Source organism: Acinetobacter bereziniae, assembly GCF_016576965.1.
GTDB classification, from domain to species: domain Bacteria; phylum Pseudomonadota; class Gammaproteobacteria; order Pseudomonadales; family Moraxellaceae; genus Acinetobacter; species Acinetobacter bereziniae.
In genome coordinates this window covers 3649451-3665784 of record NZ_CP066119.1, presented here as the reverse complement: position 1 = coordinate 3665784, position 16334 = coordinate 3649451, and the positions used below count along the sequence as shown (strand labels likewise).

Here is a 16334-nt window from a genome sequence, read left to right as displayed (position 1 = left end):
TTTTTTATGCCTCAAATTTAGATTTAAACAATTTAATCTAATCCTAAAAGGAAATGAATATGTCACATCTTATTGAACAAATGGCTTATGTGGGGCAAACCCCTTGGCATGGTTTAGGCAACCATCTGACGCAGAACCAACCCATTGAGGTCTGGGCGCAACAGGCAGGTATGGATTGGCGGATTGAATCGTCTAATGTCAGCTACATGGCACAGAATGACCGTGGACAAAGTATCATCATGCCTTTTGAAGAACAGCGTGTTCTATATCGTTCAGATACCCATGCACCTTTATCGGTGGTCAGCCAACGTTATCAAGAAGTCCAACCCCTTGAAATTCTACATTTCTACAAAGACTTAACAGAACAATCTGGCTTTGAACTGGAAACAGCGGGTGTACTCAAAGGTGGTAAGAAATTCTGGGCTTTGGCGAAAACTGGGCAAACGACTGCACTCAAAGGCAAAGATGTCAGCAATGGCTATATTTTATTAGCCACGGCTTGTGATGGTACTTTAGCCACCACTGCCCAATTCACATCCATCCGTGTGGTGTGTAATAACACCTTAGCGATTGCACTGAAAGGACAGGATACAAGTCGAGGTGTGGTCAAAGTCCCACATAGCACTAAATTTGATGCTGAAAAGGTCAAACAACAATTGGGCATTTCAATCCGTGCATGGGATGAGCATATGTATGAAATGAAACAGCTCAGTCAACGAAAAGTGACTCAACAAGAAGCCGCAGCCTATTTCGATGCCGTATTTAACAACACGAACCTAAATATTGCTGAACAGGATGAAAGCATCATTCAGTTTTATCGTAATGTTGCCAATCAAGCAGAGTCGAATAAAACCGAACCGAACGGAAGAGCCATGTCTAAGGTTATGACCATGTTTAATGGGCAAGGGCGAGGAGCAACACTTTCCTCAGCCAAAGATACAGCTTATGGATTATTGTGTTCTATCACCGAATTTGCTGATCACGAACGTCGTGCAATGAGTCAGGATCATCGACTCGATTCAGCATGGTTTGGTGCAGGCGCAGGCTTAAAACAACGCGGTTTGGAACAGGCTTTAAGGATGATGGCTTAAACAACTATTCAATCTATCTGAATAATGAAATTTTAATTGAAGTAATACTTTACAGTTGCATAAAAATAGCAGACACTCAATACGGATTTATTCTTAAATCACCTGTAGTTTCTCTTTTATAGCCACATCTTCGGATGTGGTTTTTTTATGCCCAAAATTTAACAATAACAGGAATGAAACTATGAATAACCACATCAATATCAACCCCCAATCCACTCGACCCATCACATCGACAACTGCTCAAACATTTATTGCCCCAAAGCTCTTTAGTGCCAAACGCTTGGTCAATACCAAACAAATGAGTCAAGAAGAATGGCTAGAAATTCGAAAACAAGGCATTGGCAGTAGTGACTGTGCAGCAGCCTGCGGACTCAATCCCTATATGTCGATGTTGGAACTGTGGATGATTAAAACAGGACGCATCCAACAAAACATTGAGGATGAAAGTGAAGGGCATGCACCGCTCTATTGGGGCAAACGTCTCGAACCATTAGTCGCTGAATACTACAGTCTCCACACCAACTATAAAGTACGTCGGGTCAATGCGGTACTCCAACATCCTGAACCTGATAAATACTTCATGTTAGCCAACTTGGATTATTCAGTGGTCGGTGATGCAGATGTACAAATTCTCGAATGTAAAACCGCAGGAGAACACGGTGCTAAGCTTTGGCGAGATGGTGTACCTCTATATGTACTTTGCCAAGTACAACATCAACTGGCAGTGACAGGCAAGAAAGCAGCACATATCTGTGTACTGATTTGTGGACATGAAACCCGTATTTTTAAAGTGACCCGTTCTGAATCAGTGATCCAACACATCATCAATGCTGAACGGCACTTCTGGGAATGTGTGGAAAAAGATACTCCACCTGATGCCGATGCATCTGAATCAGCAGCTAAAGCCTTACAACAGCTTTATCCTGAACATGTGCCACTCAGTACCACTGACCTATCCGAAGATGAACAAGCCAATCAACAGTTTGAGCAATTGATTCAAGCACGCCATCAAATTGAAACTGGTCAAGAGACATTCGATCTGATGAAACATCAACTACAAGCCAAAATGCAACAAGCTGAACGAGCGACCTTTAAAACAGGCTCAGTGACGTGGAAAAAGTCTAAAGACTCAATCAGCTTGGACACTAAGGCATTACTCAAACAGTACCCTGAATATCTCAATCAATTTCCACAAAGTAAACAAGGCTCACGGCGCTTCAACATCTATGCAAATGACGATTGAAACAAATTTAGCCTAAGTAATTTGAAACGAAATAAACAATTAAAAGTCCCATGCCAGAGCGTATGGGATTTTTTTATGTCCCATTAATTTATTCAAAAGAGAGAAATACCATGATCAAAGGTTTAGCGATTACACCACCCATACTCGGTAGAATCAGCATTGGTAAAATTGTTGAAAAGAATGGTAAACGACTCCCTGAAAAGGATGACCAATTTACCATTACCAGCCAAATCCAAGGAAAAGACGGCTGGATTAAACATCCACTGGATGAACAACTTCGAGCCAAAGCACCGAATCAAAATCAAAAACTCAGAACAATTCCAGTACGAATGATCTTCAATGATCCTGAGCTTAATCTCAGAGCTGAGTACACCTTATTTGATCGCCAAACTGGACGACCTGTATGTATTGGTAATGGTGAGACTTGCCAGAGACAAACCAATCAAGGCGTAGAACAACATCCATGCCCATCACCTGATTTATGTCCATTGGCACAAGGAGACAACTGTAAACCCTTTGGTCGATTACATGTCAACTTAGATGAGTCGGATGAATTGGGTACTTTTATTTTTAGAACGACTGGATTTAACAGCATTCGTACTTTGGCAGCACGCTTGTCTTATTACCATGCGGCATCGAATGGTTTACTTTCATGTTTGCCTTTGCAATTAACACTCAGAGGCAAGTCCACTACACAAAGTTATCGCACCCCTGTGTATTACGTCGACTTAACTTTAAGAGATGGTGTCAATCTTCAACAAGCCATTCAAATGGCAAAGGATATAGATCAGCAAAGTAAACAGAGTGGGTTTAATCAAAATGCTTTAGATCAGATGGCTCGACAGTGTTTTAGTAATGCAAGATTTGAGGTGAATTCAGAAGAGGGTTTGGATTTGGTGGAGGAGTTTTATACAGATGAAGTTACTGAGTCTGAACAAGCACAACCTGAGTCCAAATCTAAAGTTAAGCCTAAGCTCAATCAGGGTGATGGGTTTGTGCAGGATATTCAGCAGGGATTGCAGGGGAGTGTGAGGGCAGTGAACTGAATGAGCTCAAAGGTTAAAAAATTACAGACCTTGGGGTTATTTGAGCAGTAGCGCTCGCATCAATGATCAGGAGTAAACATCATGAATGCGTTCACAGGTCAAACTTTTCAAATGAATCAAATTATTAATATTAAGCAAGTTGTCTTATTTACAGGTGTTGGTCGTTCAACGATTTATGAAATGATGGATGAGTTTTCACCGTATTATGATCCAACATTTCCAAAGAAAGTCACGATCTCACAAAAACGTATAGGGTGGTCAGCTTGGGAAATTAATCAATGGATTGAAAATAAGTTGGCAAACCGATAAAAGGTGGGAGCCTTGGCTCCCTTATTTTTTGGTTTTCTCGTAGACTGAGAGCATCTTGTAGCCTAGTTATTGTTAATAAAAACAATAGATTATTACAATCTGGCTCAATTCAAAATTTTAATTTGTTGCAGGAATACAATCACTATACCTATTGAATAAACAAATCCAAAAGCAACCCAAATTAACAATATGATAGCACCTTCAAAACGAAACTTTAATAGAAGGCTTGTTCTTATACCTTTAAATTTTTCTGATATTTCTATTAAATTATTATCTTCTTTATTAGGCGTATGCATAAGCTTAATAAGCTCGAGCTTTTCTGCTTGACGCCACAAATAATCTCGATAGTCATTATATAAAATAAAAGCATTACTAATTGCTGAATACATTGACCAAAGAATAAGTAATATTCCTAGTACATAAAGGTTGATATAGTCAAATAAAGATAAATTGGGTTTCGTATCAATTGTATAGAGAGATAATAGTGCAAATCCACCTATGAGTAGTTGAGAGGCAATATTTCTAGAGAATGACTGTAACTCTTTATTCATATTATTGTCAAAAAGCATATTTATTCCGTAATTTTGATTGTTAAACTTATATTATCAACTCAATAAAATAAGACAATATAGGCTCACACTTATTACGACAATCTATGTCGCAAAAGTAATCTTTTTTAAAATGAGTGCTTAATTTGAAACGAAAAATATGGCAAAGTAACCCCATCCTAAAATAATGATTTTGGTTAATTTTTAACATGACCCAAGTACAGCTTCAAGAACTGCAAAAAAGATTATGGAACATCGCAAATGACCTTCGCGGTAAGATGGGGGCAGATGAGTTTCGTGACTATATTTTGGGTTTAATTTTTTATAAGTATCTTTCTGAAAAAGTCTTTAACAGTGCCAACCAAGAACTCAAAGAAGAAGGCTTACAATTTACTGACTTAGATGCCAATAACGCCGAGCACCAAGAATTTTTGGAAGCACTCAAGCAAGAAAGCCTTGAAAACATGGGGTTCTTCTTAGAGCCAACACAGTTGTTCCATACGCTCGCAGACCGTGCTAAAAACAATGAGTTTATTTTGGATGAACTGATTCAGACTTTAAAAGCGATTGAGCAAAGTACGCTTGATGCTGAGTCCTCTGAAGACTTTGCACATTTGTTTGAGGATATGGATTTAACTTCGACCAAATTAGGCAACAATGCGACTGACCGAAATGAATTGATTTCTAAAGTGTTAATACATTTAGATGCGATTGATTTTGATATCTCGAATACTGAAGCCGATGTATTGGGTGATGCTTACGAATACTTAATTGGTGAATTTGCGTCAGGTGCAGGTAAGAAAGCAGGTGAGTTCTATACACCTCAAACGGTTTCTACTTTACTCGCTCGTATTGTGACACTTGGCAAAGATCGTTTGCGTAGCGTGTATGACCCAACTTGTGGTTCAGGTTCTTTATTGCTTCGAGTGAAGCGTGAAGTAGGGAACAATGTTGATGCGATCTACGGTCAGGAAATGAACCGTACCACCTACAACTTGGCGCGAATGAACATGATTTTGCATGATGTTCATTTTTCTAAGTTTGACATTAAGCAAGAAGACACTTTAAAGAAACCAAAGCATATGGACTTGAAGTTCGATGCCATTGTGGCGAACCCTCCGTTTTCTGCAAAGTGGTCTGCTGATCCATTATTTTTAAGTGATGAACGTTTCAAGTCTTTTGGTAAGCTGGCACCGAGTTCTAAAGCAGATATGGCATTTGTTCAGCACATGCTCTATCACCTTGACGAAGAAGGAACATTGGCGATTGTACTGCCTCATGGTGTGTTGTTCCGTGGTTCGAGTGAAGGGCATATCCGTCAGCACCTGATTGAAAAAATGAATGTGGTGGATGCAATTGTTGGTTTACCTGCCAATATTTTCTACGGTACATCTATTCCAACGTGTGTATTGGTGCTGAAGAAAAACCGTGAGCATAAAGACAATATTCTGTTTATTAATGCGAGTAATGAGTTTGACAAGCAAAAGAATCAAAACAAGTTGTTGTCTGAGCATTTAGACAATATTTTGGGTGCATTTGAAAACCGTCAGGACATTGATAAATATGCCAAGGTTGCCTCAATTCAAGAGGTTCGAGATAACGATTACAACTTAAACATTCCACGTTATGTCGATACCTTTGAAGCAGAGGTTGAGATTGATTTGAATGTGATTGCAAAACAGCTTCAAGCTTTGGAAGTGGAAAGTCAAAATACTGATGCGGTGATTGCAGGCTTTTGTAAAGAGCTTGGCATTGATTCACCATTTGCGGAGGTGGAGTAATGGCTTCACCAAAGTTAAGATTTAAAGAATTTGATGGTGATTGGATAAAAGTAGATATTCAAACATTGGTTGATGAAAAAATTATTGATAAGCCAATGGATGGGAATCATGGAGAAATTCATCCAGTATCAGCTGACTATGTTGAAAATGGTATTCCATTTGTAATGGCTACCGATGTTATAGATGGAAAAGTTCATCTAGAAAAGTCTAAGAAAATTAGAAAATCACAGGCTGATAGTCTCCGTAAAGGGTTCTCTATAGAGGAAGATATTTTACTTACACATAAAGCTACAATTGGTAACGTGGCAAAAGTACCTGAATTGGAAACTCCTTATGTAATGCTTACTCCTCAGGTCACTTATTATCGTGTTTTAAATAAAGATAAATTAGTTCCTGACTTTATAAAAAGTACATTTGAAGCACCAATTTTCCAGAATGAATTATTAGCTTTGTGCACAGGGGCGACTAGGCTTTATATTGGAATATCTGAACAGCGTAAGTTACCTTTCTCATATCCTTCCAAAGAAGAACAAACCAAAATCGCTTCTTTTCTTTCTGCCGTGGATGAAAAGACTAGCCAATTGACCCATAAACACGAACTGCTTAGCCTATATAAACAGGGCATGATGAAAAAGCTATTTAGTCAGCAGATTCGTTTTAAAGCGGATGATGGGAGTGAGTTTGGGAAGTGGGAGGTTAAGCAGTTATTAGAAATTGCTGACGTAAAAGGCGGAAAACGACTTCCGAAGGGATATTCTTTGGTAAATGAAAACACTGGACATCCATATATTACTGTAAGTGATATGAATCGCAGTTATGGTGTGGATTTAGAAAATATTAGATACGTACCGTTAGATGCTATTGGTACAATTAGTCGTTATACAATTACTGATAAGGATATCTTTATATCAGTAGCTGGAACTTTAGGAATTATCGGGAAAATTCCATCCTATCTTAATGGGGCTAATTTAACTGAAAATGCTGATAAATTAACGAATCTCAAGTGTCATCAAGATTTTTTAATTTATCTTCTAGATAGTGGTGTTTTGTCTGGTCTGATCGAAAGCACTGCAACTACAAGTGCTCAGCCGAAACTTGCTTTATATGCTATTGAGCAAATGGAAATCATAGTTCCTTGCTTAGAAGAACAAACTAAAATTGCTAACTTCCTATTTGCTATTGACCAAAAAATAGAAAAGGTCGCTCAGCAAATCGAAGAAACTAAACAGTGGAAAAAAGGTTTGTTACAGCAAATGTTTGTATAAAATAAAAGCAGTATTGAGCAATCTTAATACTGCTTTTTTATCGAGATATCCTCATGAATAACCTAGAACAAAAAACTGAATATTTAAGTCAAAAATTGCGAGAATGGCTCCAAAAGCATTTTGGTAATAAAGATGTTACGCAGTATAAAAATTTAGCATTGAGTCTGATTTTTTACAAATTTTTATCTAATCAATTTCAGCAATTTGCAAATGAAAACTTAAACGGTGAAATCGAGTACAGTTCTTTAGATGAGTATCAGCATCAAGACCTTATGATTGCTCTAAAAGAAGAGGCGAAAGACTCTTTAGGTTATTTTGTTGCGCCAAAATATTTGATAGGTTCATTTGCCCAAGCTTATAGCAATAATAATGAACACTACTTTTTGGAGGAGTTTGATAAAGCAATTATCCAATTTCAACAAAACCTAACAGATCAGTCGAAAGATGTTTTTAATGGTTTGTTAAGTGATCTTGATACTACAAGTGCATTACTCGGTAGTTCAGCTACTGCCAGAAATCAGGCATTAGGTTCAATATTGGTAGATTTAAATGTAATTGAATTCTACTCGAAAGATAAACCTGAAATTTTGGGGAGTGCTTTCTTTAGTTTAATTGAACTTATGGCAATGAGTTTGGGTAAAAAGAAAGGTGACTTTTATACGCCTGCTCATGTATCAGAATTGATGGCAAGTATCATTCATACAGAGAAAAACCGAGTTCGTAACCTTTATGACCCAACTTTTGGATCTGGTTCCTTACTAATTAAGACTGACCAAACATTAGATTTTGTAGATAAAATCTATGGACAAGATCTGATAGATGGTAACTTAAAAACAGCACGTATGAATTTTCTGATCAATGGATATCATTATTCAAAATTAAAACTAGAAAGTGACGACACTTTAGAAAAGCCCAAACATACTGATTTAAAATTTGATGTGATTGTGTGTAATCCAAAGTTTTCGCAAACTTGGAATAATAATGAGGCTAAAAAACATGATCCTAGATTTGCCAACTATGGCAAGCTTGCTCCAAAGTCAAAAGCAGACTTGGTTTTCATCCAACACATCATTTATTCCTTAGAGGATGATGGAATAGCAGTTGTGCTAATTCCTCATGGGGTTCTATTTAGGGGGGATTCTGAAGGGACTATTCGTAAATTTTTGCTTGAACGCCTGAATTGTATTGATGCAGTGATTGGCTTGGCGAAAAATCTATCTCCTGTGATAGACACGGAAGTTGCCATGTTGGTCTTAAAGAAAAATAGACAAGCAGACGATAAAATACTCTTTATTAATGCCAAAGAGTTTCATGAAAAGCAGAAAGCATTCAATATTATCTCGCCAGAGCAAATTGCGGAAATTACAGAAATTTATAAAACGAAGAAAACCATCCCTAAAATTTCTGAGTATGTGGAACGCTCAAAAATTGTAGAGCATGGCTACAACCTAAATATTCCTCGCTATATCGACTTGTTTGAGCCTGAACCTGAAGTTGATATAGATGATGTCGCATTCAAGTTAGAACAAATTGATGAAAACTTAGAGCAGATTGATTTGGATATAAGAAGGTTTTGTGATGAGTTAAGTGTTCGTTATCCGTTTAAAATTTGATAATTAAATAGAGCAAGGGGGGATTACCGGACTTATAGATACACCTAAGGGTCAAAAAAAGTTAATCTTTGCTGAAGTCAAAAGTCGTTCAGATTTGGCAAGAGCTTTAGCTCAAGCTGAAAAAGGACTAATCAATCAATTAGATGATGAAAAGCATCCTTTGCTTAATCGTAAGCTAATGAAAGATCAATATGATTATATTATTTCCAAAGGAAATGCATTAAGTATTATTGATGAAGAAATAGCTGTGTTTTCTAGTAAAACTTGAATAGCTTATCACTGCATGAATTTAGCCATGCAGTGATTTTCACCTTACTTTTTTAGATGTAACCAGTCAGGATGAATTACGAGCTCTTTTATATCGCGACTTTTTTTATAGCGATAATTGTACTGAGGTTTTTTCTTACCCTTTACTAGTTTTATTCGTGTAAAGAAACCTTGATTTATAACAGCCTCAAACATCTCCAACTCACTGACCTCCAAAGCACACTTTTTAGGATCGGGATGATTTAAAATACGAGCTGAACCACTAGCTCCAATTCTAAAATATAGCACTTTCGTTTTTTCATTTTCTTGCATGATTGGAAAAAGTTTCTCCCCGTTTACAGTTAGAAAATAAAAAGAATCACTAAATTTTTCATCAAAAATTGCCATAGACCTTTCGCTGTATATGAAATGCGCTTAATTAGTGCTATTTTAATACTTTAAATGATGTAAATCATTATATTATAAAGACTAGAGAAGAGATTGAAGCGTGGGTACACAAGTAGAACTTGAGTTGGAAAATAACTTTATTCAACAACTTGAAGGGTTAGGCTATGAAAGAGTGATATTACGGACAGAAAGAGCATTAGTCGATAACTTAAAAGTGCAAATCCAAAAGCTCAATCAACTGCCTCATGCTTTCTCAGATCAAGAGTGGAAACAGGTTTGGCATTACCTCACCAAAGAAACAACTGTTTTTGCTAAAGCTCAACTACTGCGTGATCGTTTCCCATTAAAATTTGATGATGGTACGGTTAAGCATTTATCTTTTCTTGGTGAAAACGCAACTAATAATACTTATCAAGTTTCTAATCAAATCGTATCAGACCATTCAGCCTTAAATGGTAAAACCAGTCGTTTTGATGTCACCTTATTGGTGAATGGATTTCCACTTATACAAGTTGAGTTAAAACGACGTGGCGTAGAGATTCAACAAGCATTTAAGCAAACCATTGAATACGCAAAAACTGCCTATAAAGCAGGTGATGGTTTATTTGGCTATATCCAATTCTTTGTGATCAGTAATGGTGTCAACTGCTTGTATTACGCGAATGGCACCAAAACGATCGAGTTTGCTTTCCCTTGGGCAGATGAAAACAATAAAAACATCAATGATCTTGCCGAGTTCACTCAAGTTTTCTTAAATCCAACACATGCCTTTAAGATGTTGTCGCAGTACATTGTGCTCCATCATTCAGATCAATTTTTAATGATCCTGCGTCCATATCAAATTTATGCCATTGAGCGCATGATTGAGCATGTTAAAATATCTAAAGAAAATGCGTATATCTGGCATACCACGGGTTCAGGTAAAACCTTAACCTCGTTTAAGGCAAGTCAATTGCTGATTAAGAATCCTGAGATTCGTCGCGTCATTTTTGTCGTCGACCGCAAAGACCTCGATGAACAAACCTATACGGAATTTAATGCGTATAGAGAAGGTTCAGTAGATAGCACCAACAATACAGCAAACCTCATTAGACAACTACGTTCCTTAGATAATCGTTTAGTGCTGACCACTATTCAAAAGCTGAATAATGCTATTACTAAAGACCGCCATCAAAAGGAGATGGCTGATCTACAAGATGAAAAAGTGATTTTCATTTTTGATGAATGTCATCGTAGCCAGTTTGGTGAAACGCATCAGAACATCAAACGCTTCTTTAAAAGTGCTCAAATGTTTGGTTTTACGGGAACCCCGATTTTTGAAGAAAATGGACTAAAAAAATCAGGTGAGAAATTCACGACTGAATTTTTATTTCCAAAGCGTTTGCATGAATATCTGATTGTAGATGCCATTACCGATCGTAATGTATTGCCTTTCCAAATTGACTATTGGGGCAAATATAGCACTACGGGTGATATTGACAGTAAGGAGCAAGTGGAGGGGATTGATAGTAAAGAGCTGTATGACAATCCTGAACGCTTGGAAAAAATCGTTCGTCATATCTTGAGTATCCACGATAAAAAGACACGGAATAGAGAATTCTGTGCCATGTTCTGTGTCAGCTCGGTTGAGACTTTGATTCAATACTACGAACTGTTTGAAAAAGTCCAAGCTGAAATGGTAGAGGAGGCAGAAAGAAACAAGACCTATTTCCAACCAATTTCAGTGCGAACAATTTTCTCATTTGGTGTCGATGAACAGGATCAGCAAAATACAGCGGACGAAATAGAAGCGGGTATGATCGCTGAAGAGCCAGTGGATGCCCCAAATACTGTAGATGAGTCAAGAAAGACAAAACTCGACAAGTATATTGCTCAATACAATGAAACCTATGGTTCGAGTTACAACACAACGGATAGTTTCTATGATTACTATCAGAATCTAGGTAAGCGAGTGAAATTTTTTAACATCAAGTATGAGAAAGATGAGCAGATAGACTTACTTCTTGTTGTGAACATGTTCCTGACAGGATTTGATTCAAAACCATTGAATACGATCTATGTAGACAAAAACTTAAAATATCATGGTTTGATTCAGGCATTCTCACGTACCAATCGTGTTTATAAGCCATCAAAGCCTTTCGGGAATGTGGTTTGTTATCGGAATTTAAAACAAGCGACTGACAAGGCTTTACGCTTGTTCTCTGATAAGAAACCATTGAGTAATGTGACCATACCTGAAATGAGTGTGTTCTTAGAGCAGTATAAAACTGCTGTAGCACAGTTAAAAACACTGACTCCAAATTGTCAGGATGTAGATAATTTAAAACTTGAAGCTGAACAGTTGAAGTTCGTAGAAAGCTTTAGAGAAGTTTTACGTCTGAATAACTTACTCAACATGTTTACTGAGTATGACAAAAATACAGCGCCATTCACAGCTCAGGATTTAGAGGACTATAAGGGCAAATACAAAGACTTATATAATCGTATTAAGCAGCCATCTGATGATAAAGATAAAGTCTCAGTCCTAGAAGACATTGATTTCCAATTAGAGCTTGTTCATAACGACCGTGTGAATCAAGACTACATCATTGCATTGCTTGGGTTAATTGCTTCTGCATCAAATCCTGCGCAGAAAGATCAACGGCGCAAAGAGCTTATGGATATGCTGAGCAATGATGCCAAGATGTATAACAAAAAAGACCTGATTGAAAAATTTATTGAACTACAACTGCCAAAGATGATCACAGGTCAAACGGTGAAACAAGAATTCTATGCCTTTTGGGATGCTGAAAGAGCGCAAGCTTATGAGGGTTTCTGCCGTGATGAACAGTTGAAAAAGCCTGAGTTTGATAAACTCGCAGATAACTTTAATTTCACCGAACGCCTTCCGTTGCCTCATGAGATTAAGGAGCTTCCAATACAAAAGCCACCATTGCTGAAACGTGGTCGTTATTTTGCAGAGTTACATGCGAAGACATCTGATTTATTAAGCCGATATAGTTTGAAGCTGTAATAAGTCAGCTAAAAAATTAATGCTGTAGCAGAGTGGCATTACCAAGGCGTGTCTCGTGTTCATTCCATATGCCCTTTGCTAATTTGCTCTATAACGAACAATTCGAAATGAATACTGACAAACCATGACTACAGCCACTTTAGAGCCAAGCGTTATCTCATTAAAAACACTTTATGAACAATCTTTAAGCATTCCTGATTATCAGCGTCCTTACAAATGGACAGAGAAGCATCTTAGAACACTGTTTGATGATTTGGACTATTTTGTTGCAGGCATTACGCCTAAGAATCGTGATGATGATCGTTATAAGTATCGTCTTGGGACTATTGTTTTACATAAGGAATCAGCTGAAGCAACAAAGGATATAGTAGATGGTCAGCAACGTACTTTGACCTTTTATCTCATTTGGCATGCCTTACAAGCGAGAAAAGCTGAACTAAATAAAGTTAGTCTGCCTGAATTCAGTTTAGAGATTCCTACGTGCCGTATTAGCCAAGAAAATCTACGCAGGAATTATGATGTTGTTGTTCGGCTAGTCGATAAACCGAGAGCTAAGCCTCTAGAAGAATACATTGATATCCTGCTGTCTAAATGTGAGTTCGTCATCGTTGAATTAGGCAAGCTCTCTGAGGCTTTCCAGTTCTTTGACTCGCAAAACTCAAGAGGATTAGATCTACATCCACATGACTTGTTGAAGGCATACCATCTGCGAGAATTTGATCCCTCAGAAGCGCAATTAAAAGCACAAGCTGTTCAGCAATGGGAGCAAAGGAAAGAAAAGGATGTACATAGGATTTTCTCCGATTTGCTTTATCCGATCAGACAATGGACGAAAGGGGAAAAGGCATTCACCTTTGGTAAAGAGCAGGTTGATGGTTTTAAAGGTTTGTCACTGCATCAGGAAGATCGTTTTCCACTAAGCCAGTCATATCGTATCTTACATATCATGGTCGATGAGTACAATTGTGATCGCTTCCGCAGAGTAGATAACCTAAATCTAGCCTATCCATTTCAAATCACCCAAACGATGATCAATGGGCGACGATTTTTTGAATGGTTTACGCATTATGAAAGCAAAGCGTTAGGTTTACTTGACCCAGATGGTACGGACGCTTGGGTAACACCATTATTGAAAACAGAAATGTCGAACAAAATTTGGCAAGTCATCAATGGGAATTCTAAAGATTATATTTACTCTGGTCGAACACGGACGGGTGATGGTTATGTCCGTAAAATACTGAATGCTTTTCTCTTGGTATACTACGATCGTTTTGGTGAAGCCGAATTTTCGAGTGCTTTAGAAATAGGGTTCATTTGGGCTTATAGTTTAAGACTCACACAATCAAGCATTTATGAATCAAGCATTGAAAGTCATGTCATAGATCACAACCTTTTTAGACGTTTGGATGAATCATTAAGACCCAAAGACTTCTTTAATTTTTCTTTGAATATCATTGATTCGAGTAAGCTAAGCGAGAGAAGTAATAAAAGCAAAGTTGAAGCAATTAAAAAGCTATTTGTAGAAATGAAATATATGGTGGAGCAGGGATAAATGTCGAAAGAGCAAACACAGCCATATACCATCTTTCAATTGTTGAGCGAAGATGTAAATTATCAAATCCCTGTATATCAAAGAAACTATGCTTGGGGAAGACTACAGATCCGCGCTTTGATACAGGATATTTATGACTATTACCGAAAGTCTCAGTCACATAATCAAAACTACTATATTGGTAGTTTAGTGGTAGCGAAAAAAGACAATTACTTTGAAGTGTTAGATGGACAACAGCGATTTACGACTTTAAATCTTATAGCTTTATTTTTGAAGTCTAAGCTTAAAACATCGCCACTAGATGAATTTAGGGAAATAAGATTAAGCTTTGAAAGCCGTGAAAAATCAGCGATTATTTTAAACTCTTTGTGGAAGTTTGCGAACGATCAAACCCTTAAAAAAGATCTAGATAGATTGAATGTAGAGTATGGTGATCACTCTATCCTGAGAGGCTATCAAATCATTGATGATGAGTGTTTGCAGATAGTTCAAGAGAATGAGCTTGAAAAATTTGCAGACTATTTGCTGAATCATGTCGTGATTTTACGCACTATGATTCCAGAGCTTGCAGATGTGACGCATTATTTTGATGCGCTGAATAACCGTGGTGAACAGTTGGAAGCCCATGAAGTCATTAAGGCACATTTTTTGAGTCTTTTGAGTGATGATGATGTAGATCGTCATGTTGTTCATCATGTGTGGTCAGCATGTCAGGATATGTACAAATATGTTGCCTATGGTTTTAACGCAGATCAGAGAAAGAAAATATTTGGTGGTTCATATCATGAATGGTGGGTCAAAGACTATGAAAAACTTAAGTCATGCCTACCTATCGAAACAGTATCGAAAGATGCGGGTACTGAAGGCAAGAGCTCATATGGGGATAAGCTCACTTTGGAAGGAATTCTAAAGCTTAATCCTGTTCCTCTTAGTCAGAAGCCGAATGAAGAGTCGGGTGAACGTTTTGCAAGCATTATTGATTATCCAAACTTCCTGATGCAAGTTTTGAAGATTTATGTCAAAACACAGTTGAAAGATGGCGATGCTAGCAAGATTGCACTCGACGATAAGACTTTATTAGAAAGCTTTAAAAACACGATTTTAGATGCAGGTCATGCAAAAGACTTTATCTACTTACTTTTGAAAACACGATATCTATTCGATCTGTATGTCATCAAACGTGAGAATAGCCCGCAGTACAAAGGTTGGTCACTCAAGAAACCTAAATATTATAGTTCTGGTAATGTGAGCTATGTAAATACCTTTTCACAATCTGAACAGGAAGGGGAAAATGAATTAGCATTAGAAGGCGGTCAAAGAAATCTAGTGATGCTTCTATCTGCGTTTCATGTTTCTTATCCGACACATGCACGTAAAAACTGGTTATTGAGCGTTTTATATTGGCTCATAGATCATAGTGACAAGGGGATTGGTTTAAATACCTATTTTACATTTGTGGAAAATTTTGCACGTACTTTGATCAAGAAGCGATACTTACATACAGACAAGGAAGACTATGAAAGTTTTATGTATGCTGATGAATTTGATTGCAAGACTTTGGTCACTGCACAAGACTTAGAAGCACAGTTTAGCTATGGAAAGATTCCTTACTTTTGTTTTAACTATCTAGATTATCTTTTATTAAAGAAGGAAAAAGGGAGTCATGCTAAGTTTTACTTTAGCTATAAAGATTCTATTGAGCATTTTTATCCACAGAACCCAAAGGTGGGTGAGCGATTGCCTCAACAGGTTCTAGATAGTTTTGGTAATCTAGGTTTAGTTAGTCAAAGTGAAAATTCTACACTCACCAATGATATGCCCATTCAAAAAACGCATTGGCTTAGGAAGCGTACCAAAGCACCCAATAGTTTAAAGTTAGAGTTGATGATGCAGATTATTGAGAAGAACGAATCTGAGTGGAATGAAGCGAGTATAGAAAAACATCAGCATGATATGATAGAGTTACTGATAGAAGATTTAAACGGAAAAGCTTGCTCTCAGAGGCATGCTTTTTTATTATGAATACCGAGTATTATCTATTTTACTCATTTCATTTTGTAGCAAAAAAACGCTTTATATTTTGAATAATATAATTATTTTGTTCTGTAATAATATTTAGGGGAAAATGGGTAAATTTTGAAGAAAAGTTTTTTATAAATATCTGTACTCATAGAGAATCTATTGTGAGTACAATTGCCGCCACCTCAACCAAATTCTTG

Annotated in this window: 13 protein-coding genes; 11 read left to right on the top strand and 2 right to left on the bottom strand. The window is 37.3% G+C overall.

What is annotated here, in order from left to right:
- Positions 1 to 59 precede the first annotated feature (59 nt).
- From I9192_RS17085 to I9192_RS17070, 4 genes are all read left to right on the top strand, one after another.
- The gene (locus I9192_RS17085) at positions 60 to 1091 is read left to right on the top strand and encodes a DUF932 domain-containing protein (RefSeq protein WP_200149952.1); all 1032 of its coding nucleotides are present in this window, start codon (positions 60 to 62) and stop codon (positions 1089 to 1091) included.
- 181 nt (positions 1092 to 1272) lie between these two features.
- Complete coding sequence (locus I9192_RS17080; protein ID WP_180644642.1) at positions 1273 to 2334, top strand: YqaJ viral recombinase family nuclease; 1062 nt, start codon at positions 1273 to 1275, stop codon at positions 2332 to 2334.
- Positions 2335 to 2444: 110 nt separating this feature from the next.
- Positions 2445 to 3380 (top strand): recombination directionality factor, encoded by a 936-nt coding sequence (locus tag I9192_RS17075; RefSeq protein ID WP_151752358.1) that lies wholly within the window; start codon positions 2445 to 2447, stop codon positions 3378 to 3380.
- Positions 3381 to 3461: 81 nt separating this feature from the next.
- Positions 3462 to 3689, top strand: coding sequence for a helix-turn-helix transcriptional regulator (locus I9192_RS17070; protein WP_151752359.1), 228 nt, complete (start codon positions 3462 to 3464; stop codon positions 3687 to 3689).
- 104 nt (positions 3690 to 3793) lie between these two features.
- Here the strand turns inward: I9192_RS17070 and I9192_RS17065 are convergent, their stop codons facing one another.
- Positions 3794 to 4240, bottom strand: coding sequence for a hypothetical protein (locus I9192_RS17065; RefSeq protein ID WP_151752360.1), 447 nt, complete (start codon positions 4238 to 4240; stop codon positions 3794 to 3796).
- Positions 4241 to 4446: 206 nt separating this feature from the next.
- On the opposite strand from I9192_RS17065, the gene I9192_RS17060 reads away from it, so the two are divergent.
- The 4 genes from I9192_RS17060 to I9192_RS17045 all read left to right on the top strand — a co-directional run bounded on the left by I9192_RS17060 (position 4447) and on the right by I9192_RS17045 (position 9164).
- Positions 4447 to 6018 carry a type I restriction-modification system subunit M gene (locus I9192_RS17060; protein ID WP_151751397.1) on the top strand — a complete coding sequence of 524 codons (1572 nt, stop codon included), beginning with the start codon at positions 4447 to 4449 and terminating at the stop codon, positions 6016 to 6018.
- Positions 6018 to 7283 (top strand): restriction endonuclease subunit S, encoded by a 1266-nt coding sequence (locus I9192_RS17055; protein WP_151751398.1) that lies wholly within the window; start codon positions 6018 to 6020, stop codon positions 7281 to 7283. Before I9192_RS17060 ends, I9192_RS17055 begins: the two co-directional genes overlap by 1 nt.
- A gap of 53 nt (positions 7284 to 7336) precedes the next feature.
- Positions 7337 to 8896: a type I restriction-modification system subunit M gene (locus I9192_RS17050; protein ID WP_151751399.1), complete on the top strand. Its 1560-nt coding sequence runs from the start codon at positions 7337 to 7339 to the stop codon at positions 8894 to 8896.
- Between the two features lie 94 nt (positions 8897 to 8990).
- On the top strand, positions 8991 to 9164 hold the full coding sequence (locus I9192_RS17045; RefSeq protein WP_227567133.1) for a hypothetical protein: 174 nt from the start codon (positions 8991 to 8993) through the stop codon (positions 9162 to 9164).
- 44 nt (positions 9165 to 9208) lie between these two features.
- Here the strand turns inward: I9192_RS17045 and I9192_RS17040 are convergent, their stop codons facing one another.
- Positions 9209 to 9550 carry a hypothetical protein gene (locus I9192_RS17040; RefSeq protein ID WP_151751400.1) on the bottom strand — a complete coding sequence of 114 codons (342 nt, stop codon included), beginning with the start codon at positions 9548 to 9550 and terminating at the stop codon, positions 9209 to 9211.
- Between the two features lie 100 nt (positions 9551 to 9650).
- On the opposite strand from I9192_RS17040, the gene I9192_RS17035 reads away from it, so the two are divergent.
- The 3 genes from I9192_RS17035 (at position 9651) to I9192_RS17025 (ending at position 16137) form a co-directional block, all read left to right on the top strand.
- Complete coding sequence (locus I9192_RS17035) at positions 9651 to 12563, top strand: type I restriction endonuclease subunit R (protein WP_151751401.1); 2913 nt, start codon at positions 9651 to 9653, stop codon at positions 12561 to 12563.
- A 124-nt stretch (positions 12564 to 12687) separates the two neighbouring features.
- On the top strand, positions 12688 to 14115 hold the full coding sequence (locus I9192_RS17030) for a DUF262 domain-containing protein (protein WP_151751402.1): 1428 nt from the start codon (positions 12688 to 12690) through the stop codon (positions 14113 to 14115).
- On the top strand, positions 14116 to 16137 hold the full coding sequence (locus I9192_RS17025) for a DUF262 domain-containing protein (RefSeq protein ID WP_151751403.1): 2022 nt from the start codon (positions 14116 to 14118) through the stop codon (positions 16135 to 16137).
- Positions 16138 to 16334: the final 197 nt, after the last annotated feature.

Coding starts and splice junctions, on each gene's coding strand:
- I9192_RS17065 (WP_151752360.1), bottom strand. CDS start 4,240: ATGAATAAAGAGTTACAGTCATTCTCTAGAAATATTGCCTCTCAACTA.
- I9192_RS17050 (WP_151751399.1), top strand. CDS start 7,337: ATGAATAACCTAGAACAAAAAACTGAATATTTAAGTCAAAAATTGCGA.
- I9192_RS17080 (WP_180644642.1), top strand. CDS start 1,273: ATGAATAACCACATCAATATCAACCCCCAATCCACTCGACCCATCACA.
- I9192_RS17055 (WP_151751398.1), top strand. CDS start 6,018: ATGGCTTCACCAAAGTTAAGATTTAAAGAATTTGATGGTGATTGGATA.
- I9192_RS17025 (WP_151751403.1), top strand. CDS start 14,116: ATGTCGAAAGAGCAAACACAGCCATATACCATCTTTCAATTGTTGAGC.
- I9192_RS17070 (WP_151752359.1), top strand. CDS start 3,462: ATGAATGCGTTCACAGGTCAAACTTTTCAAATGAATCAAATTATTAAT.
- I9192_RS17060 (WP_151751397.1), top strand. CDS start 4,447: ATGACCCAAGTACAGCTTCAAGAACTGCAAAAAAGATTATGGAACATC.
- I9192_RS17075 (WP_151752358.1), top strand. CDS start 2,445: ATGATCAAAGGTTTAGCGATTACACCACCCATACTCGGTAGAATCAGC.
- I9192_RS17040 (WP_151751400.1), bottom strand. CDS start 9,550: ATGGCAATTTTTGATGAAAAATTTAGTGATTCTTTTTATTTTCTAACT.
- I9192_RS17030 (WP_151751402.1), top strand. CDS start 12,688: ATGACTACAGCCACTTTAGAGCCAAGCGTTATCTCATTAAAAACACTT.
- I9192_RS17085 (WP_200149952.1), top strand. CDS start 60: ATGTCACATCTTATTGAACAAATGGCTTATGTGGGGCAAACCCCTTGG.